Source organism: Methylocystis sp. B8 (genome assembly GCF_005771425.1).
Taxonomy (GTDB): Bacteria; Pseudomonadota; Alphaproteobacteria; order Rhizobiales; family Beijerinckiaceae; genus Methylocystis.
This window is the reverse complement of record NZ_VBTZ01000005.1, coordinates 112,976-139,127: the sequence shown is the minus strand read 5'-3', so window position 1 is coordinate 139,127 and position 26,152 is coordinate 112,976. Positions and strand designations below refer to the sequence as shown.

General features: G+C 62.6%; 29 protein-coding genes, 1 pseudogene and 1 riboswitch. Of the genes and pseudogenes, 16 read left to right on the top strand and 14 right to left on the bottom strand.

Going from position 1 to position 26,152, the window contains the following annotated elements:
* Positions 1 to 16: 16 nt before the first annotated feature.
* From FEV16_RS10555 to argH, 4 genes are read right to left on the bottom strand one after another with little or no spacing between them, the layout of a single operon-like run.
* Positions 17 to 910 (bottom strand): alpha/beta hydrolase, encoded by an 894-nt coding sequence (locus tag FEV16_RS10555; protein ID WP_138167583.1) that lies wholly within the window; start codon positions 908 to 910, stop codon positions 17 to 19.
* Positions 907 to 1,923 (bottom strand): tetratricopeptide repeat protein, encoded by a 1,017-nt coding sequence (locus tag FEV16_RS10550; RefSeq protein WP_138167582.1) that lies wholly within the window; start codon positions 1,921 to 1,923, stop codon positions 907 to 909. The genes FEV16_RS10555 and FEV16_RS10550 overlap by 4 nt, the downstream gene beginning before the upstream one ends.
* On the bottom strand, positions 1,920 to 2,531 hold the full coding sequence (locus FEV16_RS10545; RefSeq protein WP_138167581.1) for a thiamine phosphate synthase: 612 nt from the start codon (positions 2,529 to 2,531) through the stop codon (positions 1,920 to 1,922). Before FEV16_RS10545 ends, FEV16_RS10550 begins: the two co-directional genes overlap by 4 nt.
* On the bottom strand, positions 2,528 to 3,913 hold the full coding sequence (gene argH / locus FEV16_RS10540) for an argininosuccinate lyase (RefSeq protein ID WP_138167580.1): 1,386 nt from the start codon (positions 3,911 to 3,913) through the stop codon (positions 2,528 to 2,530). Before argH ends, FEV16_RS10545 begins: the two co-directional genes overlap by 4 nt.
* 25 nt (positions 3,914 to 3,938) lie before the next feature.
* Between argH and FEV16_RS10535 the strand changes: the two genes are divergently transcribed.
* On the top strand, positions 3,939 to 4,670 hold the full coding sequence (locus FEV16_RS10535; RefSeq protein WP_138167579.1) for a TlpA disulfide reductase family protein: 732 nt from the start codon (positions 3,939 to 3,941) through the stop codon (positions 4,668 to 4,670).
* Positions 4,671 to 4,751: 81 nt separating this feature from the next.
* On the top strand, positions 4,752 to 5,186 hold the full coding sequence (locus tag FEV16_RS10530; RefSeq protein WP_138167578.1) for a heme-binding protein: 435 nt from the start codon (positions 4,752 to 4,754) through the stop codon (positions 5,184 to 5,186).
* 120 nt (positions 5,187 to 5,306) lie between these two features.
* On the opposite strand, the gene FEV16_RS10525 is transcribed toward FEV16_RS10530, so the two are convergent.
* Positions 5,307 to 5,807 carry a hypothetical protein gene (locus FEV16_RS10525; RefSeq protein WP_138167577.1) on the bottom strand — a complete coding sequence of 167 codons (501 nt, stop codon included), beginning with the start codon at positions 5,805 to 5,807 and terminating at the stop codon, positions 5,307 to 5,309.
* A 159-nt stretch (positions 5,808 to 5,966) separates the two neighbouring features.
* On the opposite strand from FEV16_RS10525, the gene FEV16_RS10520 reads away from it, so the two are divergent.
* Entirely contained in the window at positions 5,967 to 6,452 is a 486-nt protein-coding gene (locus tag FEV16_RS10520; protein ID WP_138167576.1) for a peroxiredoxin, read from the top strand.
* A gap of 25 nt (positions 6,453 to 6,477) precedes the next feature.
* Here FEV16_RS10520 and FEV16_RS10515 read toward each other — a convergent pair whose 3' ends face one another.
* Both FEV16_RS10515 and gap read right to left on the bottom strand, forming a co-directional pair.
* Positions 6,478 to 7,671 (bottom strand): phosphoglycerate kinase, encoded by a 1,194-nt coding sequence (locus FEV16_RS10515; RefSeq protein ID WP_138167575.1) that lies wholly within the window; start codon positions 7,669 to 7,671, stop codon positions 6,478 to 6,480.
* Between the two features lie 72 nt (positions 7,672 to 7,743).
* Positions 7,744 to 8,751 (bottom strand): type I glyceraldehyde-3-phosphate dehydrogenase, encoded by a 1,008-nt coding sequence (gap, locus tag FEV16_RS10510; RefSeq protein WP_138167574.1) that lies wholly within the window; start codon positions 8,749 to 8,751, stop codon positions 7,744 to 7,746.
* 229 nt (positions 8,752 to 8,980) lie between these two features.
* On the opposite strand from gap, the gene FEV16_RS10505 reads away from it, so the two are divergent.
* Complete coding sequence (locus tag FEV16_RS10505) at positions 8,981 to 9,304, top strand: DUF4164 family protein (protein ID WP_138167573.1); 324 nt, start codon at positions 8,981 to 8,983, stop codon at positions 9,302 to 9,304.
* 1 nt (position 9,305) lies between these two features.
* A complete protein-coding gene (zapA, locus tag FEV16_RS10500) occupies positions 9,306 to 9,689 on the top strand; it encodes a cell division protein ZapA (protein ID WP_138167572.1) in 384 nt (127 codons plus the stop codon).
* Positions 9,690 to 9,704: 15 nt separating this feature from the next.
* Here the strand turns inward: zapA and FEV16_RS10495 are convergent, their stop codons facing one another.
* Entirely contained in the window at positions 9,705 to 10,289 is a 585-nt protein-coding gene (locus FEV16_RS10495) for a hypothetical protein (RefSeq protein WP_138167571.1), read from the bottom strand.
* Between the two features lie 147 nt (positions 10,290 to 10,436).
* A riboswitch (TPP riboswitch) is annotated at positions 10,437 to 10,589 on the top strand.
* 16 nt (positions 10,590 to 10,605) lie between these two features.
* Between FEV16_RS10495 and FEV16_RS10490 the strand changes: the two genes are divergently transcribed.
* The 8 genes from FEV16_RS10490 (at position 10,606) to ispG (ending at position 17,816) form a co-directional block, all read left to right on the top strand.
* A complete protein-coding gene (locus FEV16_RS10490) occupies positions 10,606 to 11,664 on the top strand; it encodes an FAD-dependent oxidoreductase (protein ID WP_138167570.1) in 1,059 nt (352 codons plus the stop codon).
* Entirely contained in the window at positions 11,585 to 11,782 is a 198-nt protein-coding gene (gene thiS / locus FEV16_RS10485; RefSeq protein WP_138167569.1) for a sulfur carrier protein ThiS, read from the top strand. The genes FEV16_RS10490 and thiS overlap by 80 nt, the downstream gene beginning before the upstream one ends.
* 9 nt (positions 11,783 to 11,791) lie before the next feature.
* Entirely contained in the window at positions 11,792 to 12,580 is a 789-nt protein-coding gene (locus FEV16_RS10480; RefSeq protein WP_138167568.1) for a thiazole synthase, read from the top strand.
* A 162-nt stretch (positions 12,581 to 12,742) separates the two neighbouring features.
* Complete coding sequence (locus FEV16_RS10475; protein ID WP_246657273.1) at positions 12,743 to 13,714, top strand: phytanoyl-CoA dioxygenase family protein; 972 nt, start codon at positions 12,743 to 12,745, stop codon at positions 13,712 to 13,714.
* Positions 13,715 to 13,747: 33 nt separating this feature from the next.
* On the top strand, positions 13,748 to 15,115 hold the full coding sequence (locus FEV16_RS10470) for a thiamine phosphate synthase (protein ID WP_246657272.1): 1,368 nt from the start codon (positions 13,748 to 13,750) through the stop codon (positions 15,113 to 15,115).
* A complete protein-coding gene (locus tag FEV16_RS10465) occupies positions 15,112 to 15,963 on the top strand; it encodes an SDR family oxidoreductase (RefSeq protein ID WP_138167567.1) in 852 nt (283 codons plus the stop codon). The genes FEV16_RS10470 and FEV16_RS10465 overlap by 4 nt, the downstream gene beginning before the upstream one ends.
* Positions 15,964 to 16,024: 61 nt before the next feature.
* Positions 16,025 to 16,438, top strand: a complete 414-nt coding sequence (locus FEV16_RS10460) for a VOC family protein (protein ID WP_138167566.1) — start codon at positions 16,025 to 16,027, stop codon at positions 16,436 to 16,438.
* A 79-nt stretch (positions 16,439 to 16,517) separates the two neighbouring features.
* Positions 16,518 to 17,816, top strand: a complete 1,299-nt coding sequence (gene ispG / locus FEV16_RS10455) for a flavodoxin-dependent (E)-4-hydroxy-3-methylbut-2-enyl-diphosphate synthase (RefSeq protein WP_138167565.1) — start codon at positions 16,518 to 16,520, stop codon at positions 17,814 to 17,816.
* Positions 17,817 to 18,054: 238 nt separating this feature from the next.
* On the opposite strand, the gene FEV16_RS10450 is transcribed toward ispG, so the two are convergent.
* The 6 genes from FEV16_RS10450 to mutL all read right to left on the bottom strand — a co-directional run bounded on the left by FEV16_RS10450 (position 18,055) and on the right by mutL (position 24,515).
* Positions 18,055 to 18,897, bottom strand: coding sequence for a uracil-DNA glycosylase (locus FEV16_RS10450; protein ID WP_246657271.1), 843 nt, complete (start codon positions 18,895 to 18,897; stop codon positions 18,055 to 18,057).
* A 38-nt stretch (positions 18,898 to 18,935) separates the two neighbouring features.
* Complete coding sequence (locus FEV16_RS10445; protein WP_138167564.1) at positions 18,936 to 19,163, bottom strand: YbdD/YjiX family protein; 228 nt, start codon at positions 19,161 to 19,163, stop codon at positions 18,936 to 18,938.
* On the bottom strand, positions 19,129 to 21,222 hold the full coding sequence (locus FEV16_RS10440; RefSeq protein WP_281404851.1) for a carbon starvation CstA family protein: 2,094 nt from the start codon (positions 21,220 to 21,222) through the stop codon (positions 19,129 to 19,131). Before FEV16_RS10440 ends, FEV16_RS10445 begins: the two co-directional genes overlap by 35 nt.
* Positions 21,223 to 21,445: 223 nt before the next feature.
* Positions 21,446 to 22,120 carry a peptide-methionine (S)-S-oxide reductase MsrA gene (gene msrA, locus FEV16_RS10435; protein ID WP_138167563.1) on the bottom strand — a complete coding sequence of 225 codons (675 nt, stop codon included), beginning with the start codon at positions 22,118 to 22,120 and terminating at the stop codon, positions 21,446 to 21,448.
* A gap of 11 nt (positions 22,121 to 22,131) precedes the next feature.
* Entirely contained in the window at positions 22,132 to 22,587 is a 456-nt protein-coding gene (gene msrB / locus FEV16_RS10430; RefSeq protein WP_138167683.1) for a peptide-methionine (R)-S-oxide reductase MsrB, read from the bottom strand.
* A 149-nt stretch (positions 22,588 to 22,736) separates the two neighbouring features.
* Entirely contained in the window at positions 22,737 to 24,515 is a 1,779-nt protein-coding gene (gene mutL, locus FEV16_RS10425; protein WP_138167562.1) for a DNA mismatch repair endonuclease MutL, read from the bottom strand.
* Positions 24,516 to 24,834: 319 nt separating this feature from the next.
* On the opposite strand from mutL, the pseudogene FEV16_RS10420 reads away from it, so the two are divergent.
* From FEV16_RS10420 to FEV16_RS10410, 3 genes and pseudogenes are all read left to right on the top strand, one after another.
* Positions 24,835 to 25,029 (top strand): annotated as a pseudogene (locus tag FEV16_RS10420) (type II toxin-antitoxin system RelE/ParE family toxin); the annotation flags it as partial.
* Positions 25,019 to 25,336 carry a transcriptional regulator gene (locus tag FEV16_RS10415; protein WP_138167561.1) on the top strand — a complete coding sequence of 106 codons (318 nt, stop codon included), beginning with the start codon at positions 25,019 to 25,021 and terminating at the stop codon, positions 25,334 to 25,336. The pseudogene FEV16_RS10420 and the gene FEV16_RS10415, both read left to right, overlap by 11 nt.
* Before the next feature lie 258 nt (positions 25,337 to 25,594).
* Positions 25,595 to 26,110: a DUF4760 domain-containing protein gene (locus FEV16_RS10410; protein WP_138167560.1), complete on the top strand. Its 516-nt coding sequence runs from the start codon at positions 25,595 to 25,597 to the stop codon at positions 26,108 to 26,110.
* Positions 26,111 to 26,152: the final 42 nt, after the last annotated feature.

The window sequence follows — 26,152 nt, the reverse complement described above, 5'->3', positions numbered from 1 at the left end:
TGGGAGAGAGAGGCGCCTATTCGGCCCAAGCCGCCGTTTGAGCGACGCGCGCTTTCAAGAATTCAATCGCTTTCGCCCTCGACTCGCGCGCTTCCGGGAGAAAGCGCATCAACTGCCACGCGTGAGGCACGCAAGGCCACGTCTCGAGTCGCGCGTCGACTCCCGCTTGGCGCGCATGCGCGACAAGCCGCGTCGAGTCGTCCCTCAGTGCTTCGTCAGCGCCGACGTGAACGAGCATCGGCGGTAGGCCGGAAAGATCGGCATAGATCGGCGAAGCGAGCGGATTTCTTGCGCTTTGGCGTCCGAGAACCGCTCGGGCGCCGAGGAGGATGTCCTTGCGGGTAAACAGAGGGTCACGCTCTTCATTCTCGCGCATCGAGGCGCCGCTTGCGGCAAGATCGACCCAAGGCGAAGACAGCGCCGCGGCGACGGGCGGCGGCAAGCCTTCATCGCGGATGCGCAGCATCAAAGAGACCGCAAGCCCGCCGCCAGCCGAATCTCCAACAATGACGAAAGGTCCTGGCCGCGCCTCGATAAAAGTTCGGTAGGCGCGCAGCACATCTTCGAGCGCGGCCGGAAAGATATGCTCAGGGGCAAGCCGATAGGCCGGCGCGAAGACGTCAAAGCCCGCGTGCGCGAACTCCCGCGAAGCATAGCGAAAAAGCCGCGGCGAACCGATGAGAAAGGCGCCGCCATGGAGATAGAACAGCGTTGCGACCGCAGCGCCGGAAGTAGGATTCCAATCGCCGGAAACTTGCGGCGCAAAAGGCGCGCGTCGTTCGGGAGAGAATCTTTCGACGAGCGCCTGAACGGCTCGCAAAGGCGCCGTCAGCGATTGGATGTGCGGCTTAACGAAACGGCGCAAGAAGGCGACTGTCCGCAGCGTCGCCGCGCTCGCGGCGGCGCTCATTTGCCGACGGTTGGCTTCGGCGGCTCGGACGCGTTTGAGAGATAATCCAGCGAGGGATCGTTCAGACCCGCTTCCCGCGATTTATCTCGCCACTCCCGCGCCTCAGTGAGATTAGCCTCAACTCCGAGGCCCTGGGCGAGAATATGGGCGAGACGGTTTTGCGCGACCGCATTGCCCTTCACCGCCGCTTTGCGAAACCATTGCGCCGCGGCGTTGCGATCTCGCGGCACGCCGACGCCGTTGAATTGGAGAACGGCGAATTCGACCATCGCCGGCGCGAAGTCGAGTTCGGCGGCGCGCCTGAACCACTCCGCCGCCTCGCGCTCGTCCTTTGGAACGCCCCGACCGGTCTTGTAAAGAACGCCGAGGGCGTAGAGCGAATCCGCGTTGCCCTTCGCCGCAGCGCGCCGGAAATAATCCGCCGCTCTGCCGAAGTCAGACGTGGCGCCCTCATTTTCGAGCGCGATCTCGCCAAGGAGATGCAAGGCTGCGGGGTGATCCTGCGTCGCCGCCTTTTCAAGATAGGCGCGGGCGGCGGCGCGGTTCTTCTGCGCGCCTGAACCATTGAGCGCCGCAGCGCCGTAGATATATGCCGCTTCTTTGTCGCCAGAGTCGGCGCCGCGCTTGAACCACTCCATCGCGGTCGAGAGATCGCGCGGCACGCCCGCGCCTTCGAGGTAAAGCTGGCCGATAAGGGTGAGCGCCGCCGCATCCTTGGGATTGGCGGCGATGCGCTTCTTCGCCTCCTTCATCGCGCCCGTGTAATCGCCGCGCTGATAGGCCCCGAAGGCGAGATCGGGCGATACCGGCGCGCCATTCGCGGCCGCGCGCGCGACGGCAGGCGTCAAAATGGCGATGATGGCGAGCGTCGCCAGGAGGCGCGAGCGAAGCGAGCCTCGAAGGACGAGGGCGAATTGAAATAGAAAAATGAGCGGCTTCCTCGTCCTTCGAGACGACCCCTTCGGGGTCTCCTCAGGATGAGGAAGCCTTTTGCTCGATCGCCCTCGGATCATTGCCGTTCTCCCTTGAGCCGCGCCTGGGCCTCAGCAACGGCGGCCGCCGGCCCGCGCGCGTCGCTCCAGACAGCGTCGTCGAGCAGAACGAAGTCGGCGCCGGCTTCGGCGAGGGGCGCGACGTTGGCGAGCGTATTGGCGCTGGCGACGCAGGGCGTGTTGAAAAGTTCCGCCCACCAGGCGACGCGCTCAACCAACGCTTCGTGATTGAGATCCGAAAACATCACATAATCCGCGCCTGCTTCGCCGGCGCGCATCGCGTCGTCGCGCGTTTCGAGATCGCCGGCGCCGACGATGTAGCGCGGCGACAATTTCTTGATCGCGTCGGCAAGCGCTTCGCCGCAACCCGAAACATGCGCGCCATCAGCGCCGGCGCGCAGCGCGACATTTGGCGCCGCGGCCACGAGAACGGCGACATCCTTCTCTTGCGCAGTTGGCGCCAGCGCGCGCACGATCGCTTCATTGGCGCGCTCGTCGGCGCCCGCGAAACGAATGAGCAGACTCGCAACGTCGCCAGCAGTCAGCGCCTCGTTGAGCGCAGGCGCAAAATCCGCCGCGTCAGCCAGCGGCGGGGTCGCGAGATAGAGTCGCGCCGGGAACTCGTTCATTCGGCCTTCAGCCTGTCGAGCCAGGCCTGCGCGGCGGCGCGCACATTATCGGGGGACGCGCCTCCAAAGCTTTTGCGGCTCTGCACCGACTTTTCAACGCCGAGCACGTTGAACACTTCGACGTTGATGCGCGGCTCGACGCTTTTCATTTCCTCAAGCGTCAAATCTTCGAGGCCCGCGCCGCGCGCTTCGGCGAGCGCGACGATGCGGCCGGTGACGTGATGCGCCTCGCGGAATGGAAGCGAAAGCGCTCGCACCAGCCAATCGGCGAGATCGGTCGCGGTCGCATAGCCCGCGCCGGCGGCCGCCTTCATGCGCGCACGATCAACACGCATGTCGCGGACCATGCCCGCGAGCGCAGCAATGCAGAGCGACAGCGTGTCGAGCGCGTCAAAGGCGCCCTCCTTATCTTCCTGCATGTCCTTCGAATAGGCGAGCGGCAGGCCCTTCATGACGACGAGCAGCGCGACGAGCGCGCCGATCACGCGACCCGACTTGCCGCGCGCGAGTTCGGCGGCGTCGGGATTGCGCTTCTGCGGCATGATCGACGAGCCGGTGGTGAATTTGTCGGAGAGCGCGATGAAGCCGAATTGCGGCGTCGTCCAAAGCACGATCTCTTCGGCGAAGCGGGACAGATGCGTCGCGCAAATCGCCGCCGCGCTCAGCGTCTCCAAAACGAAGTCCCGATCGGAGACGCTGTCGAGCGAATTCGCCGTCGGCCGATCGAAGCCAAGCGCTTGCGCCGTCATCTCGCGGTCGATCGGAAAGCTCGTGCCGGCGAGCGCCGCGGCGCCGAGCGGACATTCGTTCAAGCGGGCGCGCGCGTCGCGCAGACGCCCTCGGTCGCGTGCGGTCATCTCGACATAGGCGAGAAGATGATGGCCGAGCGTCACCGGCTGCGCTGATTGGAGATGCGTAAAGCCCGGCATGACGCTCGCCGCTTCCTGCAGCGCGCGGGTCGCAAGCGCAGTTTGCAGGTCCGCGAGTTCGCGATCGAGCGCGTCAATCTCATCGCGGATGTAAAGGCGAAAATCGGTCGCTACCTGATCATTGCGCGAGCGCGCCGTATGTAGGCGCCCCGCCGCTGGCCCAATCAGTTCGGCAAGCCGCGACTCGACATTCATGTGAATGTCTTCGAGCGCGCGCGAGAATTCGAAACGTCCGTTCTCGATGTCCTCTTTGACCCGCTCCAACCCTTCGGCGATCTTCGCCGCGTCGTCGCGCGAAACGATTCCGGTTTCAGCCAACATGGCGACATGGGCGAGCGAGCCGCGGACATCCTGCAAGCTGAGGCGCTTATCGAAGTCGATCGAAACGTTGATCGCCTCCAGAACCGCGTCGGTTGCGCTTTGGAAGCGTCCGCCCCATATCTTGCTCGTCATTTTTAGCCTCGGAGACTGCGCTCTCATGTCGAAACCGCCGCCGCCCCAGCGATCGTTCCTGTTTGTCGCGAAGGCGGCGCTGATCACAATGGCGGCGAGCGTGGCGTTTCTATACGTGATCGGCAGCATGGGCGGCAAGAAACCGCCCGGAAGCGCGGATGACGAAGGCGCGAAACCCGCCGGAACGGCGCAGCAGAGCGCGGCCCCGGCGTCCGACAGCGACGCTGCTTGCGCGACATCGGCCAAGGTCGCCGCCAATGTGAAGGATCTTGCCAAGGGCGAGGTCGCGGCGATGACGATCGCCGCGAAGCCGGAGCCGCTGCCAGACTATTCCTTCGACGGACCGGACGGCGCGCCGGTGTCGCTCGCCTCCTTCAAGGGCAAGACGGCGCTTTTCAACATCTGGGCGACCTGGTGCGTGCCTTGCCGCGCTGAGATGCCGGCGCTCGACAGGCTGCAAGAGGCGTTCGCCGGACAGAATTTCCAGGTCGTCGCCGTCAACGTCGACACGACGCGTCTTGAGAGGGCGAAAGCGTTTCTCGCCGAGACGGGCGTCAAGTCGCTGACCTATTACAGCGACCCCAAGGCCAACATCTTTTACGAGATGAAGCAGTCAGGGAAGGCGTTGGGCCTGCCGACCACGTTGCTTATTGGCCCCGACGGTTGCCAGATCGGCCTGATGAACGGCCCGGCCGCGTGGGACAGCGAAGAAGCGAAGGCGTTGATCGCGCGCGCGCTCGAGATTCCCGCGAATTAATCGCGAGGTCTGCGCTCAAGCGCTTAGCGCTCTAGCTTTGCGCCAAGAGCCCGAACCAATTTCTAATAGGGAGATCGGCGGATGCATGTTTCGATCGAACAGGCTCACAAGGCGATCGCCGCGGCGCGTCGGAAGGCGATCGAGCTTAAAACTCAGATGTGTATCGCCGTCGTCGATTCTGGCGGCGTTCTAAAGGCGTTTGAGCGGATGGACGACGCCTGGGTCGGCAGCATCGACATTGCGATGAAGAAAGCGAAGACCGCCGTTTTCTTTGGCATGCCGACCGGTCAGATCGGCAAGCTGTCGCAGCCGGGCGGTCCGCTTTACGGCATCGAGCACTCGAATGATGGGCTTATCACCTTTCCGGGCGGCCTCCCCATCGTCGATGCTGACGGCGTGATGATCGGCGCCATCGGCGTCAGCGGCTCCTCCGTCGATAATGATCACGCGGTTGCGTGGGCCGGCGTCGAGACGCTCGGCGTTTGCGACCTTCCCGAGCATCCCTGGCGCACCTGATCGACGCGAGATCACGCCGCATTTGGGCGAAATCGCCCAAATGCGAATAACGTGATCGATGATAGAGTTAGGGCGCGCTTTACGCGAAAAACCCGCTTCCGCCTTTTCGCGAGCCGCGCTCTAGTCGCGGTGATGTCTCTTGGACTTTTTACGCTTTTCTCCGGGCTCGTTCGTCGCGCCTGGCTGTTGGCCTTGGTCGGTGGCTGCCGCGGCTGGCGGAGCAGCATCGGCCGGCGGCGCGGCGCCCTCTTGCGTCGTCGGGGCGGCAGGTTCGGGCGGCGGGACGTCTACGGGCGCTGGAAGCGCGCCGCGTTCTTCAACGGGCGGCGCATCGGGCGCAACTGGGGGCGGCGGCGAACGCGAGGCGGCGAGCCACCAGGATGCGGCGGCGAGGGTCAGAATGGCGAGCGCCACGATAAAGGCGATCGCTCCCCCGCCGGCGCCGCCGCGCGGAGGCGGCGGTGGATCGACTGCGGCCCGAGTCGCCGACGGTTCCTCGGTCTTCGACGCGCGGGCCAACCCAAGTGGAGCGGATGAATCCGGCGACTCGCCGCGATACTGGCTCCATACCCACGCGTCAGGCGGCGTCTTGCCGCTTCCATCGTTTCGAGAATCTGACATTGGCATGTCCTCCAGAATCGCTGCGCCGGCTGCGCGCATGTTGCCTCGGCTCCGCGAAGCTCACAAGAGCGGCCGCAACGCGACGCTCGACGCGACACAAGAATGGGAAATGCGCTATCTAGACTAAGCCTCACCTTACACCAGAGCGAGAGATTGGGCATGACAATTCAAGCTGGAGACCGGCTCCCCGACGTCAAGCTGACCGTCATGGGCAAGAATGGCCCCGAGCCGGTCAGCACAAAGGACTATTTCGCGGGACGTAGGGTGGCGCTCTTCAGCGTTCCCGGGGCCTATACGCCGACCTGCCACAAGAAACATCTGCCGGGCTTCATCGCCAAGGCGGATGAAATCAAATCGAAGGGCGTGCAGGTGGTGGCGGTCACGGCGGTCAACGACATCTTTGCGCTCGACGCCTGGGTGAAGGAGTCGGGGGGCGGCGGCAAGATCGACGCGCTCGCGGACGGCTCGGCGACCTTCGCCAAAGCGCTCGGGCTCGAACTCGATCTCACCGCGCCGGGCTTGGGCGTGCGTGGCAAGCGGTATTCGGCGCTCATCGATGACGGCGTCGTCAAATGGATCAACGTCGAGGAGAATTCGGGCGAGGCCACTGTCTCAACGGCCGAAGCGACGCTTGCCAATTTGTAGCGGGCTCTGAGCGCGCGCAGACCGACTATCGCATCAGCGCGGCGACGCCTGGCAGCGTTTTGCCTTCGAGCCATTCGAGGAAGGCGCCGCCCGCCGTCGACACATAGGAAAATTCCTGAGCTGCATGCGCCTGATTGAGCGCCGCGACAGTGTCGCCGCCGCCGGCGATCGAGAGAAGCTTGCCCTCGACTGTGAGTCGAGCCGCCGTCTGCGCGACGGCGTTCGTGCCTTCGTCGAAGGGCGGCAACTCAAACGCGCCGAACGGCCCGTTCCACACCAGCGTCTTGCACTTGGCGAGAAGCGACTCGACATGGGCGATGGATTTCGGTCCGACGTCGAGGATCATGTCGTTTTCGCCGACATGATCGACGGAGACGATATGTGACGGCGTATGCGCCTCAAATTTCTGCGCAACTGTCACATCGATGGGCAGAACGATGGCGCAGCCCGCTTTTTCAGCCTTGGCGAGAATATCGCGCGCCGCCTGCGCGAGATCATGTTCGCAAAGCGACTTGCCGACGGCCTTGCCTTGCGCCGCAAGGAAGGTGTTCGCCATGCCGCCGCCGATGACGAGATAATCGACCTTCTCGACGAGATTGCCCAGGAGTTCGAGCTTCGTTGAAACTTTCGCGCCTCCGACGATCGCCATGACCGGGCGCTGCGGATGGGCGAGCGCCGATTCAAGCGCTTCGAGCTCCGCCTGCATCGCGCGGCCCGCGAACGCGGGCAGTCTATGCGCTATTCCTTCGACCGACGCATGCGCGCGATGCGCCGCCGAGAAAGCGTCGCTGACGAAGATGTCGCCGTTTTTTGCGAGCGCCTCGACGAAGTCGTCGGCGTTCTTTTCTTCGCCCTTGTGGAAGCGGGTGTTCTCGAGCAAGGCGACATCGCCGTTCTTGAGCGCGTCGACCACGCGAGCGGCGTCCTCTCCCACGCAATCGTTAGCGAAGGCGATCTTGCGCTTGAGAACATGTTCGAGCGTCGGGACGACGTGGCGCAGCGAATCCTCATCGACGCGCTGACCTTTCGGTCGGCCAAAATGCGAAAGCAGGATCACTTTGCCGCCCTTTTCCGCGATTTCGTTGATCGTCGGCAGCGCGCGCTCGATGCGCGTCGCGTCGGTGACGCGGCCTTCCTCCATCGGCACGTTGAGATCGACGCGCAGCAGCACGCGCTTTCCTTTGACGTCGACGTCGTCGAGAGTGCGGAAGGCGGTCATTTGAAGCGTCCAATCACGGCTTGGAAAAGAGACGCGGACCAGAAGGTCCGCGTCGGTATCACGGAGCGAAGCTTAGAGAAGCTTGCCGATCACGCTCGCGACATCGGTCATTCGGCCGGAGAAGCCCCATTCATTGTCGTACCAGGACAGGATCGACACGAGATTGCCGTCCATGACCTTGGTTTGGTCGAGATGGAAACAGGATGAAAGCGGATTGTGGTTGAAGTCGATCGACACGAGCTTCTCGCTCGTATAGCCGAGCACGCCCTTGAGAGGACCGTCAGCGGCGGCTTTGATCGCGGCGTGCACCTCGTCCTTGGTCGTCGCGCGCTTGGCCAGAAACTTCAAATCAACCGCCGACACATTGGGAGTCGGCACGCGCATGGCGAAGCCGTCGAGCTTGCCGTTGAGTTCGGGCAGCACGAGTCCGACGGCCTTCGCCGCGCCGGTCGACGTCGGGATCATCGACAGCGCCGCCGCGCGGGCGCGATAGAGATCTTTGTGCATCGTGTCGAGCGTCGGCTGATCGCCCGTATAGGCGTGGATCGTCGTCATGATCCCCTTCTCGATGCCAATCGCCTCATGCAGCACCTTGGCGACCGGCGCGAGGCAGTTCGTCGTGCAGGACGCGTTGGAAATGACGAGATGGTCCTTGGTGATCTTGTCGTGATTGACGCCATAGACGACCGTAATGTCAGCGCCGTCGGCGGGCGCGGAAACAAGCACGCGCTTCGCGCCGGCGTCGAGGAGCAGCTTCGCCTTGTCGCGCGCGGTGAAGAGGCCGGTGCATTCCAGCGCGATGTCGATCTTGAGATCCTTGTAAGGAAGTTCCGCCGGGTTCTTGATGGCGGTGACTTTGATTGGACCGCGGCCGACGTCGATCGTGTCGCCGGCGACTTTCACCTCATGCGGAAAGCGGCCGTGCACGGAATCGTAGCGCAGAAGATGCGCATTGGTCTCAACGGGGCCGAGATCGTTGATGGCGACGACTTCGAGGTCCGTGCGCCCGGTCTCGATGATGTAGCGCAGGATATTGCGGCCAATGCGCCCGAAGCCGTTGATCGCCACTCTCACCGTCATTTGGAAAATCTCCTTGCGCCGCAAGCACTCTGCGCGGCTCTCGCCGTCCGAGCCCGCCGCCTTTGAAGGCTGGCGTGTGATAGCACCTCGCGCCCCCCTGTCAACGCGCCAAGCTTACGCCATTCGGCGCGGTTTCGATTTCGCCGATTCATGCTAGGTACAGGCTGGCAAGCGAATCGCCCCGGCCCGCCCGCCGCGCCCGAAAGCCTTGCAACTCCAGCGACCGGCGATGAACCACTCAGATAAGCGCAGCGAGGAAAACTCCAAGAGGCTCGAGGCCGCGATCGCCGGACTCCAAGCTGCGCTCTCGCATTTGGAGCGCACTGTCGCCGATAAACTCGAAGACGAACTTTCCAGCGCCGAACTCGAAGAAGAGCTCGCCATCATGCAAGACGACCGTTCGCGCCTTGCGCTCGATCTCGACGCCGCGCTTGCGCGACAGAACACTCTGGAGAAGGGCCGCGATGAAGTGCTGCGACGGCTCGAAAACGCGAGCGAAGGCGTCGTCGCCGCTCTTGCCGCGACGGTTATAACTCCGGCGCGCGAGAACTGATATGGGCGCAGTCGTCCTTTCGATCGCCGGGCGCACCTATCGCATGTCTTGCGAGGACGGCGAGGAGCAGCGCATTGAAGAGCTCGGTCATTATGTCGAGAGCAAGATCGAGTCGATGCGCCAGAGCTTTGGCGAGATTGGCGAGCAGCGCATCATCGTGATGGCCGCGCTGGCGATTGCGGATGAGGCGACGGACGCACGCGCCAAAGCGCTGGGGATGGAGACCGACTTCGCCACGCTGCGCGCTGAACTCGAAGCTATGCGCAACGCGAACGACGTACTATCTGCGCGGGCGGCCGAAGCGCTGGAAAACGCAACGCGACGGCTTGCGAAGCTCAATGGCGAATTGTCGGCGCCCGCCGCGGCGCCAGACGACATCCTCTAATCTGTCGGTTCTGGGTTATTTCTCGCCCCAGTTTTCGATGCTGGGGTCGCGCTTCGCCTTTTCCAGATTGTCCGCCTGTTCCGACAGCTGGTAATTGCGGTTTTGCGCCACCATGGCTTCGGCGCCGTCCTTCAGAATGGCGATCTTCATCTGCTCCGTGGCGAGACGATTGAGTTCATTGATCCATTGATTGAGATTAAGCATCAACTTGCGTTTGCGTTCTCTTTGGATCTCATGCGACGAGTCATTGTTGTCTGAGAGCGCCAGTTCTTCCTGAGCCTCTGCAATCATTCCATCGAGTTTTTTGACGTTCTCTTCCGCAGCGGCGACCTGATCGGCCGCGCCGGATTTCGCTTTTTCGAGGGCCGCTTCGGCCTCGGCGCGCGCCTTCTTGAGATTGTCGAGGCCGTTCTGCAGCCAGTTCGACTGAATTTTTAGGAGCGCATCGCGCGGAACGCCGCTGATGCTCAACGAGTTCGGAAGAGGGAAATATTTGCTAAGCTGCGCGGCCTCGGCCGGCGGGGCCAGGGTTGCGCAAGCGAGCAAGCCAAGAAGGGCCAACGCCGCGCGGACGCTGGCCATTTTGTGACGGAAGCTCATGATTTCTCTCCCTATGCAGCGCTTTTTCGATGCGCTTTTCTTGCTCAAACTGGGCCATCGGTTGATTTCTGGCAAGTGCCGGCGCGCTGCGGTCGAATGAAAGAGCTGGGCGCAACGCTTGACTGCTACGGCGCTTTCGCGCGAGCCTAGATGCGCCGGGGGAGCCCCGCCCGGCGGCGCGCTGCCAAGTTCGCCGCAAGGGGCTGAGAGGCCGCATGAGGCGCTGCGAGGCGCGGGAGCGGCGACCCTTCGAACCTGATCCAGTTGAGACTGGCGGAGGGATGGTGTCAGCGAAAATTCAAGAAAGGCGCCTAGGGTGCTCGCGCGTGTGATCGGCGCCGGCGTCGCCGGACTCTGCGCGGCTTACGCGCTCGCTCGGAAGGGCGTCGACGTCGAAATTGTCGAGCGCGAGGCGTCGCCGGGCCTCGGCTGCTCGCGTTTCGCCGGCGGCATGATCGCGCCCTGGTGCGAGCTGGAAAGCGCCGAGCCTCTGGTGGCGACGCTCGGCGAAGAAGCGCTCGGCTTCTGGTCGCGCGAACTCGGCGTCGCCACGGTCGCCGGCAGCCTTGTCGTCGCGCCACAGCGCGAGCGCGCCGAACTCGTCGATTTTTCCCGGCGCGCCAGCCATTTCGAAAGGCTCGACGAACAAGGGATTGCGGCGCTCGAACCTGATCTCACAGGGCGCTTCGCAACGGCGCTGTTTTTTGGGCAAGAAGCGCATCTCGACCCCCGCGCCGCGCTCGTCGCCTTAACCGAACAGCTCGCTCAAACGCCAAATGTGACGCTGCATTTTGGATGTGACGCCGCCGAATTGGCGACTACCCCCGATTGGACCATTGACTGCCGCGGTTATGCGGCGCGCGACGCCCTCTCTGGACTACGCGGCGTGAAGGGGGAGATGCTGATTTTGCACAGCGAGGAGATATCCCTCTCGCGTCCCGTGCGCATGCTGCATCCGCGCCGACCGGTCTACCTCGTTCCGCGTGGCGAGGGTCTGTTCATGGTCGGCGCGACGATGATCGAGAATGAGGAGCGCGCCCGCGTCACCGCGCGCTCGGTCATCGAACTCGTCAATTCGGCCTTCGCCATTCACCCGGCTTTTGCGGAAGCCGAGATCGTCGAAATGGGGTCCGACCTTCGGCCGGCCTTCCCCGACAATCTGCCCCGTCTTTTGAAACGGGATCGCACTCTCTATATCAATGGGCTCTACCGCCACGGGTTCCTGCTTGCGCCGGCGTTGGCGCGCCGCGCTGCTGAGGTCGTCGTCAACGACGAGTATTTCCCAGAGGTGATGGATGCTCATTCAGATCAACGGGCGATCGCAGGACGTCCGCGCGACCACGCTGCAGTTGCTGCTGCAGGAACTGGGGTATGACGACAAGACCGTCGGCACCGCCTTGAATCAGGAGTTTGTGCGCGCCAGGGACCGCGCCGAAACGCCGCTTCGCGAAGGCGACGCCGTCGAGATCGTGACTCCAAGACAGGGCGGGTGAGCAGGCCTGATGGATGACTCGGTGAGGCTTTACGACGTCGCGCTTTCCTCGCGGCTGCTGCTCGGCACGGCGCGCTATCCCTCGCCCGCGATCCTCGCTGAGGCCATTCGCGCTTCGGGCTGCGAAATCGTCACGGTCTCGCTGCGGCGCGAAGCGGGCGGGGCGCGGGCGGGCGAAGCCTTCTGGAGCCTTATTCGGGACATTGGCGTGCGCGTGCTGCCGAATACCGCCGGCTGCCGCACGACCAAGGAGGCGATCGCGACGGCCCAAATGGCGCGCGAAGTGTTTGCGACTGACTGGATCAAGCTTGAAGTCATCGGTGAGGAGGACACGCTTCAGCCTGACGTCTTCGGGCTCGTCGAGGCGGCGCGCGTTCTCGCCGACGACGGCTTCAAGGTCTTTCCTTATACGACTGACGATCTCGTGGTTGCGGAAAGACTGCTCGACGCAGGTTGTCGCGTGCTGATGCCTTGGGCCGCGCCGATCGGCTCCGGGCGCGGCGTCAATGACGTTTTCGCGCTGAGGGCGCTGCGCGCGCATTTTCCCGATACGCCGCTGATCGTCGACGCTGGGCTTGGCGCGCCCTCCCATGCCGCGCTCGTCATGGAGATGGGCTATGACGCGGTGCTGCTAAACACCGCCGTTTCGCGCGCTGGCGACCCTATCCTGATGGCGCGCGCCTTTGCCCTCGCAATCGAAGCAGGCCGCGCAGGTTTCCTCGCCAAGCCGATGACGCCGCGCGACATGGCGGAGCCTTCGACGCCGGTTATCGGCCGCCCCTTTGACAGACTGGCGTAGAAAAGGGGCTTTGGAGGTTCCTCTTGCGCCCAAATAAGCAGGGCGCTTCGCTTTCGTTTAGAATCGCCAAGGTTTCGCAACTAAAGAGGCGTTGCGAACATCATCGCGTTGGGGCAAACCAAAAAGGGTGAAACAAACTTAGATCTCGGGATTTTTTGTGCCATGACGGATCGTCAACCGAAACAGGTGAGTGAGGAACTTGGCATGGAACCTCTAGTAATGGAAATACCAAAAAAAGTATTTCAGCACGCTTGGGATGATATGGACGAAGCTCAGCAGCGATTGTTCTTTTCCAAGAATGGCTTTCTTGTCGTTCCTGAGATTTTCTCGGCTGCAGAAGTCGCTGCTATGCATAAAGAGATTGAAAGCCTCGGCCTGGAAGATAAAAATATTGATATGAGCGAAGCCTTCTGCAGGGCTTCTACTTTTGCCCCGATGATAGATAATCCCAAGCTCACGTCAGCTCTCAAAAGTATATTTGGCCCAGAATTCGTTTGCTTCAAAGGCGCTTACGTCCCGAAGAAATCCAAGGCGAAGGGCGTCCCGCCCCAGCGCACGGCGCTGCACGTTGATTATGGAATTCTAGAACCGGAGGGAGACTATCGGAATTCTTCCGCACTTTGGGTCAATGTCATCTGCTATCTAAGCGACATGACGCTGGAACATGCGCCGCTTTCCATAGTGCCCGGCAGCCACACCCGCTATGACCTGCAACCCGCCTCAGACATGGAAATGCTCAAAGAGGAGGCGGTAACGCTCCTAACCAAGGCCGGCGACGCCGTCATATTCTTGCACAACACCGTGCATGCAGGCGGCGTCAATGTCTCGGGTTACACTCAGCACATGGTATTTTGCAGTTATCGTGCTTCCTGGGCGCGCCATATCGGCCATGTGAGGGAATGGCCGAAGGCTTTTGTCGATAGCGCGCCTCCTTCAAGAAGGCGCTTAATTTCCGATCTGAACTTCGGCGCTTTGGAGCGCGGGGCGCCGGTGTTTGTACACCGATATTTTCCGCCTTTTCTTTTGAAGAAAGTTTCCGAACTACTTTCCACAGTGGGCGGTCTCTTAGGTTCGCCTAAAATAAAGAAGTTAGGCGATCGATTGTGGGCCGCACACAGTGCGCGGAAAAGCTAGCTTTTGAATGGTCGACGCAAACCTGACTGACATGTGAGCGTGTTTCTGGATCCCTTCTACCTCATCGTTGATGACGCCAATTGGCTTTCTCGCGTGCTGCCGCAAGGCGTTAAGCTCGTGCAGTTGCGGGTAAAGGATCGTTCTGAGCCGGAGGTCCGCGCGCAGATCGCGACGGCGCGGGAATTGTGCGCGCGACATGGCGCTCAGCTCGTCGTCAACGACTATTGGCGGCTGGCGATCGAGGAAGGCTGCGACTTCGTCCATCTCGGCCAGAGCGATCTTGATGGCGCTGATATCACGGCGTTGCGCCGCGCCGGCGTCAGAATCGGCGTATCGACTCATGACCAAGCCGAACTCGACCGTGCGCTGTCCGTCGGCGCCGACTATGTCGCGCTCGGGCCGATCTATCCGACGCTCCTGAAGCAAATGGCTTTTGCGCCGCAAGGGCTCGCCCGCATCGGCGCCTGGAAGGGGCAAATCGGCGAAACGCCTCTTGTCGCCATCGGCGGGCTGACCCCCGATCGCGCCATCGCCGCGCTCGCGGCGGGCGCTGACAGCGCCTGCGTTGTCACCGACGTTTTGCGCAGCGCCGATCCGGAGGCGCGCACGCGGGAATGGTTGTCAGCGACGCAGCCCTGGCGCGACGGCGAGGGTTTTTTCGAGCCCGACTACGCCGAGGCGAAAGTATGTCCCTCGCCCAATCGTGGCGCGCGATTGCGGCCGATCTCGTCTCTGGTGCTCCACTACACGGGGATGCCGACTTCGGAGTCGGCGCTCGCTTTGCTCTGCAATCCGCGCTCAAAGGTCTCGGCGCATTATTTTGTCGAGGAAGATGGGCGCGTGCTGCAGCTCGTGCCGGAGTCGCAGCGCGCCTGGCACGCAGGAATAAGCTTCTGGGCCGGCGAGACGGACATGAATTCCGCTTCGATCGGAATCGAAATCGTTCATCCCGGTTACCTCGATCCGCGTCCCTATACTGCGGCGCAAATCGAGGCGACCGCGGCGCTCGCCAAGGACATTTGCCGACGCCACGCGATAACGCCGGAGCGCGTGCTGGCGCATTCCGATATCGCCCCTGGCCGCAAGCGCGATCCCGGCGAATTCTTCCCTTGGGACGAGCTTGCCCGTCGAGGCGTCGGGCGTGTTGTCGACCAGAGCGCCTATGAAGGCGCGACGACGATCGCGCTTGGCGACGAGGGCGCCAAGGTCGCTTCGCTGCAGCGCGATCTTGCGGCTTACGGCTATGGCGTCGATGAGACCGGCGTCTATGACGCTCAGACCGTACAGGCTGTCGAGGCGTTTCAGCGCCACTTCCGCCGCGCGAAGGTCGACGGTCTGGCCGACGGCGAAACGCGCGTCGCGCTTGCGCGTCTCGTCGCCGCCTTGGGGGAACGCGTTTGAAGACTATCGTCGTGACGGGCGCCTCGACGGGTATTGGCGCAGCCTGTGTCGACCTATTGGTTGAGGAGGGGTTCCTCGTTTTTGCCTCAGTCCGCAAGGAGAGCGACGCCGCGGCGCTCGCGGCCCGGCACGGGGCGTCGGTCGTTCCGCTCCTTTTCGACGTGACTGACGATGAGGCCATCAAGGCCGCCGCCCGAAGCGTCGAGGCGCGTCTCGAGGGCGAAACGCTTGCCGGCCTCGTCAACAATGCCGGCGTCGCCGTTCCAGGCCCATTGCTGCATCTGCCGATCAAAGACTTCCGGCGCCAGCTCGAGATCAATCTGGTCGGGCAGCTTCAGGTCATTCAGGCCTTCGCGCCGCTGCTTGGGGCCGGCGAGGAACGGCGCGGCAGGCCCGGCCGCATTGTCAATATGAGTTCGGTCGCCGGTCGCTTCGCGGCGCCGTTTCTTGGCGCGTACAACGCCTCGAAATTCGGGCTTGAAGGCCTGTCGGACGCCCTTCGGCGCGAGCTGATGGTCTATGGCGTCGACGTCATCCTGATCGAGCCAGGGATAATCGCGACGCCGATATGGGACAAGGCTGACGACACGGATCTTCGCATGTTTGAAGGCACCGCCTATGCGGCGCCGGGCCGAAGAATGCTGAAATGGCTTGTCGGGGAGGGCCGCGCCGCGCCCGGGCCTGAGGTCGTCGCGCAGGCCGTGTTGCGGGCATTGACGACGCCGCGCCCGCCGGTTCGCATTCCCGTCGTCCGCAATCGCTTTACTGATTACACGCTGCGCAGCCTGTTGCCGGCGAGGCTCCTCGACCGGCTGACCTCGCGCCGGCTGGGGTTGCTGCCGAAATAGTCGTCCCGCGGCGAGCCTTCCAATTGTCTGGAACGATGTTGAGCTGAAAAAGGAGAAGCCTATGTCCAGCGCCAATGAACCTGTCGCGCGGCCAAAACATGGCGCGATCTGCTGGAACGAGCTCAATGTCCATGACGTGGAGCGCGCCAAGAAGTTCTACAGCGAATCTCTCGGCTGGAGCTTTGAGGGCATGCCGATGGGCGGCTTCACCTATTGGATCATCAGTTCCCATGGCGCGCGAGTCGGCGGCATGTTCGAGATGAAAGGTCCCGAATTCGAGGGCGTTCCAGAACACTGGCTGACCTACATCGGCGTCGACGACGTTGATGCGCGCGTGGGGAAAGCCAAGGCCGCCGGCGCGACAATCTGCAAGGACGCTTTTGACATCCCGGGCGTGGGCCGCATGGCTGTGCTACAGGAGCCCGGCGGCGCCATAGTCGCCTGGATGACGCCGAGACCCCAGCAAAACGCCTGAGCGGTGGGGCGTCGCGCTTGACCTAGCCGCCTTTACAGGCGACCTATCTGGCGTCCGCAATGACCGCCGAAGCGAGCCTATGAACGAAGCCGCGCAAGAGACCCGCCTGCCTGATCCGGTCGCCGCCGAGCCGGCGCCGCGTCGGCGCACTTGCGCGGTCGAGATCGGCTCCGGGCCCGGCGCCGTGGTGGTTGGCGGCGGCGCCCCGATCGTCGTCCAGTCCATGACCAACACCGATACGGCGGACGTCGACTCAACCGTCGCCCAGGTGACGGCGCTGGCGCAGGCCGGCTCGGAACTCGTGCGCATCACCGTCGATCGCGACGAGGCGGCCGCCGCTGTGCCGCATATCCGCGACAGGCTGGACCAGAAGGGCATAAACGTCCCGCTCGTCGGCGACTTCCATTACATCGGGCACAAGCTGCTCGCCGATCATCCGGCCTGCGGCGAGGCGCTCGCCAAATACCGGATCAATCCGGGCAATGTCGGCTTCAAGGAGAAGCGGGACAGACAGTTCGCCTCGATCGTCGAACTCGCCGCCAAGCACGGCAAGGCGGTGCGCATCGGCGCCAATTGGGGCTCACTCGACCAGGAGCTCCTGACCTATCTCATGGATTTGAACCACGCCTCCGACCGGCCGCTCGATGCGCGCGCCGTGACCCGCGAGGCGCTGGTTCGTTCGGCGCTGATGTCGGCGCGGCGCGCCGAGGAGATCGGCCTCTCAAAAGACCGCATCGTCATTTCGGCGAAGGTCTCGGCGGTGCAGGACCTCATCGCCGTCTATCGCATGCTCGCGGCGCGCAGCGACTATGCGCTGCATTTGGGGCTCACCGAAGCCGGCATGGGCTCGAAGGGCGTCGTCGCGTCCTCCGCCGCGCTCGGCGTGCTGCTGCAGGACGGAATCGGCGACACGATCCGCGTGTCGCTGACGCCGGAGCCCGGGGGCGACCGCGCGCTTGAAGTGCGCGTCGCCCAGGAAATTCTGCAAACGATGGGCTTTCGCACCTTCGTGCCGCTCGTCGCTGCCTGTCCGGGCTGCGGGCGCACCACCTCGACCGTGTTTCAGGAACTCGCGCGCGACATCCAGGCGCATATCCGCGAGCGCATGACTGTCTGGCGCATGCACTATCCCGGCGTTGAGACGCTCAATGTCGCGGTGATGGGCTGCATCGTGAACGGTCCCGGCGAGTCGAAACACGCCGACATCGGCATTTCGCTGCCCGGCACTGGCGAGACGCCCGCCGCGCCCGTCTTCATCGACGGCAAGAAGGCGATGACCTTGCGCGGCGAGGGCATCGCCGAGGAATTCACCCGCATCGTCGATGATTACGTCACCCGCCGCTTCGGCGGCGGCGAGAAGGGCGAAGCGGCGGAGTAAGTCTCTCGCACGTCATGGCCGGGCTTGTCCCGGCCATCCACGCGCGCCGTTTGATGAAGGAGTCGAGCGAAGGATTGGTTTCCTCACCCTCATCCTGAGGAGCCGCCGCAGGCGGCGTCTCGAAGGACGAGGGTGACAAAATGTACGCGAAAAGGGCTTCCTCGTCCTTCGAGACGCGTGCTGCGCACGCTCCTCAGGATGAGGAAGCCCTTCACAATTCCCCACCCTTTGGCAGCAATCACAACGCCTCCGCCGCCCTTCGCAAATCGCGCCAGGCGGCGGGTTTCAGCGCCGCGCTTTTCAGCATCGCCTCGAGACTAGAGAAAACGAAAGCGCGCGCGACATGCGCGCCGTAGCGCGCTTCATGCATCTTGCCGCGCAGCTTTCCGACCGGCTCGTTCGTCGCGAGCATGATCCGCGCTGGCGCTTCGCCAAAAAGCAGCAGAACGTCTGGCCGCGCCAGCTCCACCCGCCGGCGCGCGAAAGGCGCGAAGATCGCCGCCTCATGCGGCGTCAGCGCGCGATCTCCGGGCGGGCGCCATGGCGAGACATAGGCGAGCGAGGCGCTTGAGCGCTCGAGTCCGATCGCCGCGAGCATATTGTCGAGGAGCTTCGCCGAGAGCCCGCAAAACGCTTCGCCGCTTGCTTCCTCCGTCGCGCCCGGCGCGGCGTCGAAGGCGACGAGCCGCGCGTCGGCGGCGCCAGCGCCGAAAAGAAAATGCTGCGCCATGTCGCGAAACGGCGCATGCGGAAAATCGGCGAGACGCGCAGCGAGTTCGTCAAGGTCGCGCGCGCCGGCCGCCGCCGCCTCTGCGGCGCGAATGGCTTCATCGGGCGCGACCATCGGCGCCGCGGGGGGACGGGGACGTTCGGCGATTGGCGGCTGCGCTGCGACTGAAAGACTCGCTGCTGATTCCTGCGGCTCAGGAAACGACGCAACGTCCACCCGCGCGCTGTCCGCGTAGCGATCGTGCGGCGTCTCGTCGAGCGCGAGATCGACGCCGCTTTCGGCATACCAGTCGAGGAGCGCAAGAAGCGCGGCGCGAGTTTCGGGCGTCGGAGGCAAGGCCATAAGCGACATTATCGCAGCCGGCGACAGCCGTCATCGCCGGGGCGCGATCAACAACAACGAAACGCGCGTTCGCCGCCGGCGCCAAAACGTGCATTCTCCCGCGCGCGGAAGAATTCATCGCGCGTCATGACCGGCGCGCCTTCATGCCGCTCGCGGACATGCGCGACATAGGCGTCATAATCGCCCTGTCCGACCATCAGCTTCGCGCCATCGCGGAGCTTCCGCGCGAGGCGATTGAGATCAAGCCCGGGCAGGCCGCAGATCGTGCAATTCATCCTCGGTCTCCCGCGTGGTGACATGTTCAGCGGCGCGCGCGGCGCGAATGGCCCTGATGGCGAAGCCGAGCATCGCCAGAACCAGCGTGACATAGATGGCGCAAAGCGTCGCGTCGACATAATCGTTGAAGATGACGCGCTGCATTTCGGCAAGCGTCTTCGCCGGCGCCAGCAATTGCTCTTTCTCGGCGGCGGCGGCGAATTTTCTGGCGTGCGCCAGGAAGCCGATGCGCGGATCATCGTGAAAGATTTTTTCAAACGCCGCCGTCAGCGTGCAGATATAGAGCCATGCCGTCGGCGCGATGGCGACAAAGGCGTAGCGCTCGCGCTTCATCCGATAGAGCACCACGACGCAAAGCGTCAGCGCGATCGCCGCGAGCATTTGGTTGGCGATGCCGAACAGCGGCCACAGCGTATTGATGCCGCCGAGCGGATCGATCACGCCCTGATAGAGGAAATAGCCCCAGCCGCTGACGGCGATGGCGGTCGCGGCGAGATTCGGCGCCCAGGCGCGGGTGTTGCCGAAGGCCGGAAAGAAGGCGCCGAAGAGATCCTGGATCATGAAACGCGCGACGCGCGTGCCGGCGTCGATCGTGGTGAGGATGAACAGCGCCTCGAAGAGAATGGCGAAATGATACCAGAAGGAGCGCATGGCCGAGCCGCCGACGGCGGAGGAGAGAATATGCGCCATGCCGACGGCGAGCGTCGGCGCGCCGCCAGTGCGCGACAATATCGTCTTCTCGCCGACCTCGGCGGCGACGCCGGACAGCGTTTCCGGCGTGACCGCGAAGCCCCAGGAGGAGATCGCCGCCGCGGCGGAATCGGGCGTTGCGCCGATCAGCGCCGGCGCGCTGTTCATGGCAAAATAGACGCCGGGCTCAAGCACGCTTGCGGCGATAAGCGCCATGACCGCGACGAAGGATTCCATCAGCATCGCGCCATAGCCGATGAAGCGGGTCTGCGTTTCGTCGCCGATCATCTTCGGCGTCGTGCCGGAAGAAACAAGCGCATGAAAACCCGACACGGCGCCACAGGCGATGGTGATGAACAGAAACGGAAAGACGCTGCCGGCGAAGACCGGGCCAGTGCCGTCGATGAAGCGGCTGATCGCCGGCATTTTGAGATCGGGCCAGACAATAAAGATGCCAAGCGCGAGCGACAGGATCGTGCCAATCTTTAAGAAGGTCGAGAGATAGTCGCGCGGCGCGAGCAACAGCCAGACTGGTAAAACTGAAGCGACGAAGCCATAGCCGATGAGCATGAAGGCCAGCGTCTCTCCCTTGAAGCTGAAGAGCGGCGCAAGCAACGCGCTTTCAGATACGGTGCGGCCGAAGGCGATGCTTGCGAGCAGCAGAACGAAACCGATCGCCGACATTTCGCCGATGCGGCCCGGCCGTAGATAGCGGCCATAGACGCCCATGAACACGGCGATCGGTAGCGTCGCGAAAACGGTGAAGGCGCCCCACGGACTGTCGGCGAGCGCTTTGACGACGACGAGCGCCAGCACCGCGAGCAGGATGATCATGATCGTAAGAATGCCGAACATCGCGATGACGCCGGGCACGCGCCCCATCTCTGCCTTGATCAGATCGCCGAGCGAACGACCGTCGCGGCGTGTGGAAATAAACAGAACAAGAAAATCCTGCACGGCGCCGGCGAAAATGACGCCAGTTAAGAGCCACAATGTTCCCGGCAGATAGCCCATTTGCGCCGCGAGCACCGGCCCGACCAGCGGTCCGGCGCCGGCGATCGCCGCGAAATGATGGCCAAACAGCACCCATTTGTCGGTCGGCACATAATCGAGCCCGTCGTTGCGGCGAAGCGCGGGCGTGCGGCGGCGCGCATCTAAGCCCAGCACGCGCTCGGCGATGAAGCGCGAATAGAAGCGATAGCCGATGGCGTAGGTTCCGATCGCCGCCGTCACGAGCCACATGGCGTTGACCGGCTCGCCGCGCGAGAGCGCGAGCGTGTAGAGCGAGAACAGCACAAGGGCGAAGACGAGCGCCCAGGGTAACAGCGCTATTTGGTTGCGAGGGGAGCGAACAAGAAGCGTCGACACGATGGCGAAATCTTCGGCTATCCCCTTTTCTCGCCCAGGAGGAAAGGGTCAGTTGAAGGGCAAGGAGCATTTCCTCCGATTCGAGCCGGCATTGTTACCAGAGATATTGCGATGCGGGGAATACGTCCGCACAAAACGCTTTCTTGGCCGAAAGTTAGAAGTTTTGGAATCTAAGGTGCAGTGCCATCGCGCGAAGCGCGCCCGTTGACCAATCGCCGATATCTCAATTCGTCAGCGCCGGGCTTTCGCGATAGAGCGACGGAAAGAGGCGCTTCAGGTGATCGATCTTCGGCATGTCGTTATAGACGATGTAAGGCTGCGCCGGATGGCGGATAAGATAGTCCTGATGATAGACCTCCGCCGGATAGAACGCCTTGAGCGGTTCGAGCGTCGTGACGATCGGCGCTGAAAAGGCCTGCGCGCTCGACAGCTGCTGGATATAGTCGCGCGCGACCTTTTCCTGCTCGGCGTTGGCGACAAAAATCGCCGAACGATATTGTGCGCCTGCATCAGGGCCCTGACGGTTCAATTGCGTCGGATCATGCGCGACGGAAAAATAGACGCGCAGCAATTCTCCAAGGCTCACGATTTTCGGATCATAGGTGATTTCGACCGATTCCGCATGGCCGCTGTCGCCCTGTGAAACCTTGTCGTAACGCGCCGCCTCCTTGCCGCCGCCGGCATAGCCGGACATTGCGTGCGAGACGCCCTTGACGTGCTGAAACACGCCTTGCACGCCCCAAAAGCAGCCGCCGGCGACGACAAGCCTTTGTTCGCTCCCGCTCGCGGCCGGCGGATCGTAAGCAGGCGCTGGCAAGACGATCGCACGCTCGGCGGCGCTGGCGGGACACGCGGCGAAAATTATCAGTGCGGCGACGAGCGCGGCGGCGAGCCTCATGGCGATGTCTCCTACGCTTGTCCGCGCCCGACGAAACGCAGCGCAACGCCATTCATGCAATAGCGCAATCCTGTCGGCTTTGGTCCGTCGGCGAAGACATGGCCAAGATGCGCGTCGCAGCGTTTGCAGGAGACGGCGACGCGTCTCATGCCGAACGAGTTATCTGCGCTTTCGACGACATTCGCCTTCGAAATCGGCGCAAAGAAGCTCGGCCAACCCGTGCCGGAATCATATTTGGTCTTTGAATCGAACAGCGCCGTATCGCAGCAGACGCATCGATAGAGTCCGTCAGCGTGATTGTCCCAATAGGGACCTGTGAACGCGCGTTCAGTTCCATCCTTGCGCGTCACCTCGAAGGCGAGCGGCGAGAGCTGCGCGCGCCATTCCGGCTCGGTCTTGACGATCTTTTCAACGCGCGAAAGCCCGAGGCTTTTGCCATTTGCGTCGAATGTTTCAATCTCGACCATTTCTGCGGCGGCATGCGCGTTCCGTGCAAAGGCCAGAAAGGCGGCGCCTGATAAGAGACTACGACGATTCACAGTCGGGCTCCTGCGTTCTCGTCCTCATTCGTTCGAGCGCCGGGAAATGTTACGCCGCCCCAGATAAATTTCTAAAATCACCTGCGCCCGAAGAGCTTCTCGATATCAGCGAGCTTCAGCTCAATATAGGTCGGCCGGCCATGGTTGCATTGACCCGCGCCCGGCGTCGCCTCCATCTCGCGCAGCAACGCGTTCATCTCGGGCGCTGAAAGCCGCCTTCCGGCCCGCACCGAATGATGGCAGGCGCAGGTCGCGAGCACGTGATCGAGTCTGCGCGAAAGGCCGCGCGCGTCGCCATCTTCCGCCAAGAGATCGGCGATGTCCTCGACGAGCCGCTTGCAGTCGACTTCGCCGAGCAGCGCAGGCGTCTCGCGCATGAGCACAGCGCCCGGGCCGAAAGGTTCGAGCGCGAGACCAAGCGCCGCGAGCTCGTCGAGCGCCGGCGCGAGCGCATTCATCCGCGCCTCATCGAGTTCGACGACCGCCGGGATCAGCAGCAATTGGCGTGCGACGCCAGTTTCTTCGCACTGGCGTTTGAACTTCTCGTAGACGATGCGTTCATGCGCGGCGTGCTGATCGACGATGACGAGTCCGTCGAGAGTCTGGGCGATGATGTAGGTTTCATGCAGCTGCGCGCGCGCGGCGCCGAGAGGAGAGTCGACGTCTTGTGCAGCCACGTCATGCGCGCGCGCGTCGGCCATTGGCGCGCCATGGTCGAAGGCGTGCTGCGGCGGCTCTTCGAAGCCCGAGGGCGCATAAGGAGAGCGCGACAAATTCCAATTCGCAGGCGCCGGCGCGCGATAGGGCGCGCCATTTGTGCGCGCCAAAGCGTCGATCGCCACGCGCGCGTTCGCATCGGCGCTGCGGCGGCTTTTCTCGGCAAGCGCCTGTTTCAGAGCGCCAACGACGAGGCCACGCACGAGTCCGGGATCCGCGAAGCGCACTTCCGCTTTTGCCGGATGCACATTGACGTCGACGATGCGCGGATCGCATTCAATGAAGAGCGCGACGACAGGATGGCGGTCGGAACTTAAGTAATCGAGATAGGCGGCGCGAATGGCGCCGGCGAAGAGCTTGTCGCGCACCGGCCGGCCGTTGACATAGACATATTGCATCTGCGCGTTGCCGCGATGATAGGTCGGCAGGCCGGCAAGACCAGAAAGGCGCAAGCCTTCGCGAACGGCCTCGAGTTCAAAGGCGTTTGAGCTGAATTCTTCGCCAAGAATTTGAAAAATGCGCCGCGCCGGATCGTCGCTGCATGCGGAATAGTCGAAGAGCGCGCCGCTGTCGGCGGCAAGCGAAAATCTCACTTGCGGATTCGCTATGGCGAGACGTTTGACGACGTCGACGATCGCCGCGGTTTCGGTGCGTTCGGTTTTCAAGAATTTCAGCCGCGCCGGCGTCGCCGCAAAGAGCGCGCGCGCTTCGATTTTGGTTCCGCGCGGCCAATTGGAGGGGCTCAAACCGCGCTTTTCGCCGGATTCGACCCGGATCGAAAAGCCGTGCGCGGCGCCCGTCGCGCGGGTTTCAATGGTCAGATCCGCCACCGCGGCGATCGAGGGCAGCGCCTCACCGCGAAAACCGAGCGTCGCGATATTGGTCAGATCTCCGTCTGGGATTTTCGATGTGGCATGGCGCTCGATGGCGAGCGCAAGGTCGCGTTCGTCCATGCCGCATCCATCATCGATGACGCGGATGAGCCTCTTGCCGCCTTCTTCGATGGCGACATCGATGCGGCTCGCTCCGGCGTCGAGCGCATTCTCGACGAGCTCCTTGACGGCGGAGCTAGGGCGCTCGACCACTTCGCCGGCGGCGATGCGGTCGACGAGAATTGGATCGAGACGGCGAATAGGCATGGGCGAATCGGCTCAAGCGGCCATGGTTCTGCAGATTATAATGGCTTAGGGCGAACAATCGCTATGATAGAGAGCATCCTTATTCAAGCAGAGGGTTGCGCGGGATGGCGGGGGCAGCTCGCACGGATTCCCAAGGTAGTCTGGTGAAGGACAGCCATCTTCGCCCTCATGCTGAGGAGGCTCCGCAGGAGCCGTCTCGAAGCACGAGGGCGAGCCACAGAGCGCGCACGAAGGGTCTCCTCGTCCTTCGAGACGCGGCCTTCGGCCGCTCCTCAGGATGAGGAGACCCTTCGCCTGATTACCTTGAGGCGGATTCCGCACCATCATTGCCTACCGTGTGAAGGAGCGAAGCATTTTTCTTTACGGCTTCGCCAAGAACGAGCGGGACAATATCGACGCGGATGATTTGGAGCTTTTGAAAAAGCTGGCGCGGCAATTCTTGCTCATGAACGCAGCGGAGATTGAAAGGGCAATCGAGGAAGGCGAACTCATCGAGGTGGAACATGACGACTAAGGCCAAGAAGAAATTTCGCAGCAAAAGCGCAGAAGCCGCGCACGAGACGGCAAGCGGCCTGCATCGCATTGGCGTGCTCGACGCCAAGACGATGCGCGAATTTGATGCGGCGTGTCTCACCATGATCGAGCCGCTGACGGGCGCGCAAATCCTTGCGCTGCGCGAGCGCGAAGGCGTGTTCGCTCGCGTCCTGAACGTAAAGCCCAAACTGGTGAGCGAATGGGAGCGCGGCGAAAAGAAGCCAAGCGGCCCCTCGCCCAAGCTGCTCTCAATCGTGAAAGCGCGCGGCCTTGGGGCGATAATTTGATTGCAAAAGGGGTCTACCTTTTGCAGTAGCGCGTGACGCGCATTATGGAACTTGGGTTAGCATTCCTGAAATTCACGAATTTCGATAATCGACGCGATGGGTTAGAGAGCGGACGCCGCGGACAGGATTCTCGGCGAGCGTTCGGCAGCGGCAAAGCGACATTTTGTCTTGCCCTATTCCCTTAACCTATCATGATCTCGGAAGCGCTGCCTTGTGAAATGGTCAGGAATCGTATTTTTTGGCGTGGATGGACGGACAATGACACTCACAGATTTTCAACAAAACGCTCCAATCGCGACCGCCACTGCTGCCATTCTCGGTTTCGTATTGGCATTGTGTACACTATGTGTTCAGAGACAAATCGCTCGTCGGCGAGCAGCTATAGATTTGTTCTTAAAGACTGAGATGGATGATAAGATAGTGAAGGCGTTTAATGATTTCGAAAATGCGGTCAAGGAGTTGAATAATGCGCAGTCGATGAAGGAGTTCGAAAGCACAGATGCGTACACAAAAATTTGCCAATGTTTAAATATCCACGAGTTGATAGCAATTGGTATAAACAACAAGATACTTGACGAACGCATCTGCTACGACTTCTGGGAGTACGAGATGGTTCGAGCGTATATAGACACAAAACGGCTCATAGATTTTGAGCGGGCAAAGCCTGGCTGCGCCGAGACCTACGCCGACCTGACACGGTTGCAAAAGACGTGGAGTCGGCCGCGCCGGATTTGGCAGCGGTGGCGTTCGCGGTGCTGGCCTCTTGGGCTTTAATTTCGGGTTGCACAATGTCCTTTTGTGTGAAGTGCATGTGCA

Coding starts and splice junctions, on each gene's coding strand:
- FEV16_RS10555 (WP_138167583.1), bottom strand. CDS start 910: ATGAGCGCCGCCGCGAGCGCGGCGACGCTGCGGACAGTCGCCTTCTTG.
- FEV16_RS10550 (WP_138167582.1), bottom strand. CDS start 1,923: ATGATCCGAGGGCGATCGAGCAAAAGGCTTCCTCATCCTGAGGAGACC.
- FEV16_RS10545 (WP_138167581.1), bottom strand. CDS start 2,531: ATGAACGAGTTCCCGGCGCGACTCTATCTCGCGACCCCGCCGCTGGCT.
- argH (WP_138167580.1), bottom strand. CDS start 3,913: ATGACGAGCAAGATATGGGGCGGACGCTTCCAAAGCGCAACCGACGCG.
- FEV16_RS10535 (WP_138167579.1), top strand. CDS start 3,939: ATGTCGAAACCGCCGCCGCCCCAGCGATCGTTCCTGTTTGTCGCGAAG.
- FEV16_RS10530 (WP_138167578.1), top strand. CDS start 4,752: ATGCATGTTTCGATCGAACAGGCTCACAAGGCGATCGCCGCGGCGCGT.
- FEV16_RS10525 (WP_138167577.1), bottom strand. CDS start 5,807: ATGTCAGATTCTCGAAACGATGGAAGCGGCAAGACGCCGCCTGACGCG.
- FEV16_RS10520 (WP_138167576.1), top strand. CDS start 5,967: ATGACAATTCAAGCTGGAGACCGGCTCCCCGACGTCAAGCTGACCGTC.
- FEV16_RS10515 (WP_138167575.1), bottom strand. CDS start 7,671: ATGACCGCCTTCCGCACTCTCGACGACGTCGACGTCAAAGGAAAGCGC.
- gap (WP_138167574.1), bottom strand. CDS start 8,751: ATGACGGTGAGAGTGGCGATCAACGGCTTCGGGCGCATTGGCCGCAAT.
- FEV16_RS10505 (WP_138167573.1), top strand. CDS start 8,981: ATGAACCACTCAGATAAGCGCAGCGAGGAAAACTCCAAGAGGCTCGAG.
- zapA (WP_138167572.1), top strand. CDS start 9,306: ATGGGCGCAGTCGTCCTTTCGATCGCCGGGCGCACCTATCGCATGTCT.
- FEV16_RS10495 (WP_138167571.1), bottom strand. CDS start 10,289: ATGAGCTTCCGTCACAAAATGGCCAGCGTCCGCGCGGCGTTGGCCCTT.
- thiS (WP_138167569.1), top strand. CDS start 11,585: ATGCTCATTCAGATCAACGGGCGATCGCAGGACGTCCGCGCGACCACG.
- FEV16_RS10480 (WP_138167568.1), top strand. CDS start 11,792: ATGGATGACTCGGTGAGGCTTTACGACGTCGCGCTTTCCTCGCGGCTG.
- FEV16_RS10475 (WP_246657273.1), top strand. CDS start 12,743: ATGACGGATCGTCAACCGAAACAGGTGAGTGAGGAACTTGGCATGGAA.
- FEV16_RS10460 (WP_138167566.1), top strand. CDS start 16,025: ATGTCCAGCGCCAATGAACCTGTCGCGCGGCCAAAACATGGCGCGATC.
- ispG (WP_138167565.1), top strand. CDS start 16,518: ATGAACGAAGCCGCGCAAGAGACCCGCCTGCCTGATCCGGTCGCCGCC.
- FEV16_RS10450 (WP_246657271.1), bottom strand. CDS start 18,897: ATGTCGCTTATGGCCTTGCCTCCGACGCCCGAAACTCGCGCCGCGCTT.
- FEV16_RS10445 (WP_138167564.1), bottom strand. CDS start 19,163: ATGAATTGCACGATCTGCGGCCTGCCCGGGCTTGATCTCAATCGCCTC.
- msrA (WP_138167563.1), bottom strand. CDS start 22,120: ATGAGGCTCGCCGCCGCGCTCGTCGCCGCACTGATAATTTTCGCCGCG.
- msrB (WP_138167683.1), bottom strand. CDS start 22,587: ATGGTCGAGATTGAAACATTCGACGCAAATGGCAAAAGCCTCGGGCTT.
- mutL (WP_138167562.1), bottom strand. CDS start 24,515: ATGCCTATTCGCCGTCTCGATCCAATTCTCGTCGACCGCATCGCCGCC.
- FEV16_RS10415 (WP_138167561.1), top strand. CDS start 25,019: ATGACGACTAAGGCCAAGAAGAAATTTCGCAGCAAAAGCGCAGAAGCC.
- FEV16_RS10410 (WP_138167560.1), top strand. CDS start 25,595: ATGACACTCACAGATTTTCAACAAAACGCTCCAATCGCGACCGCCACT.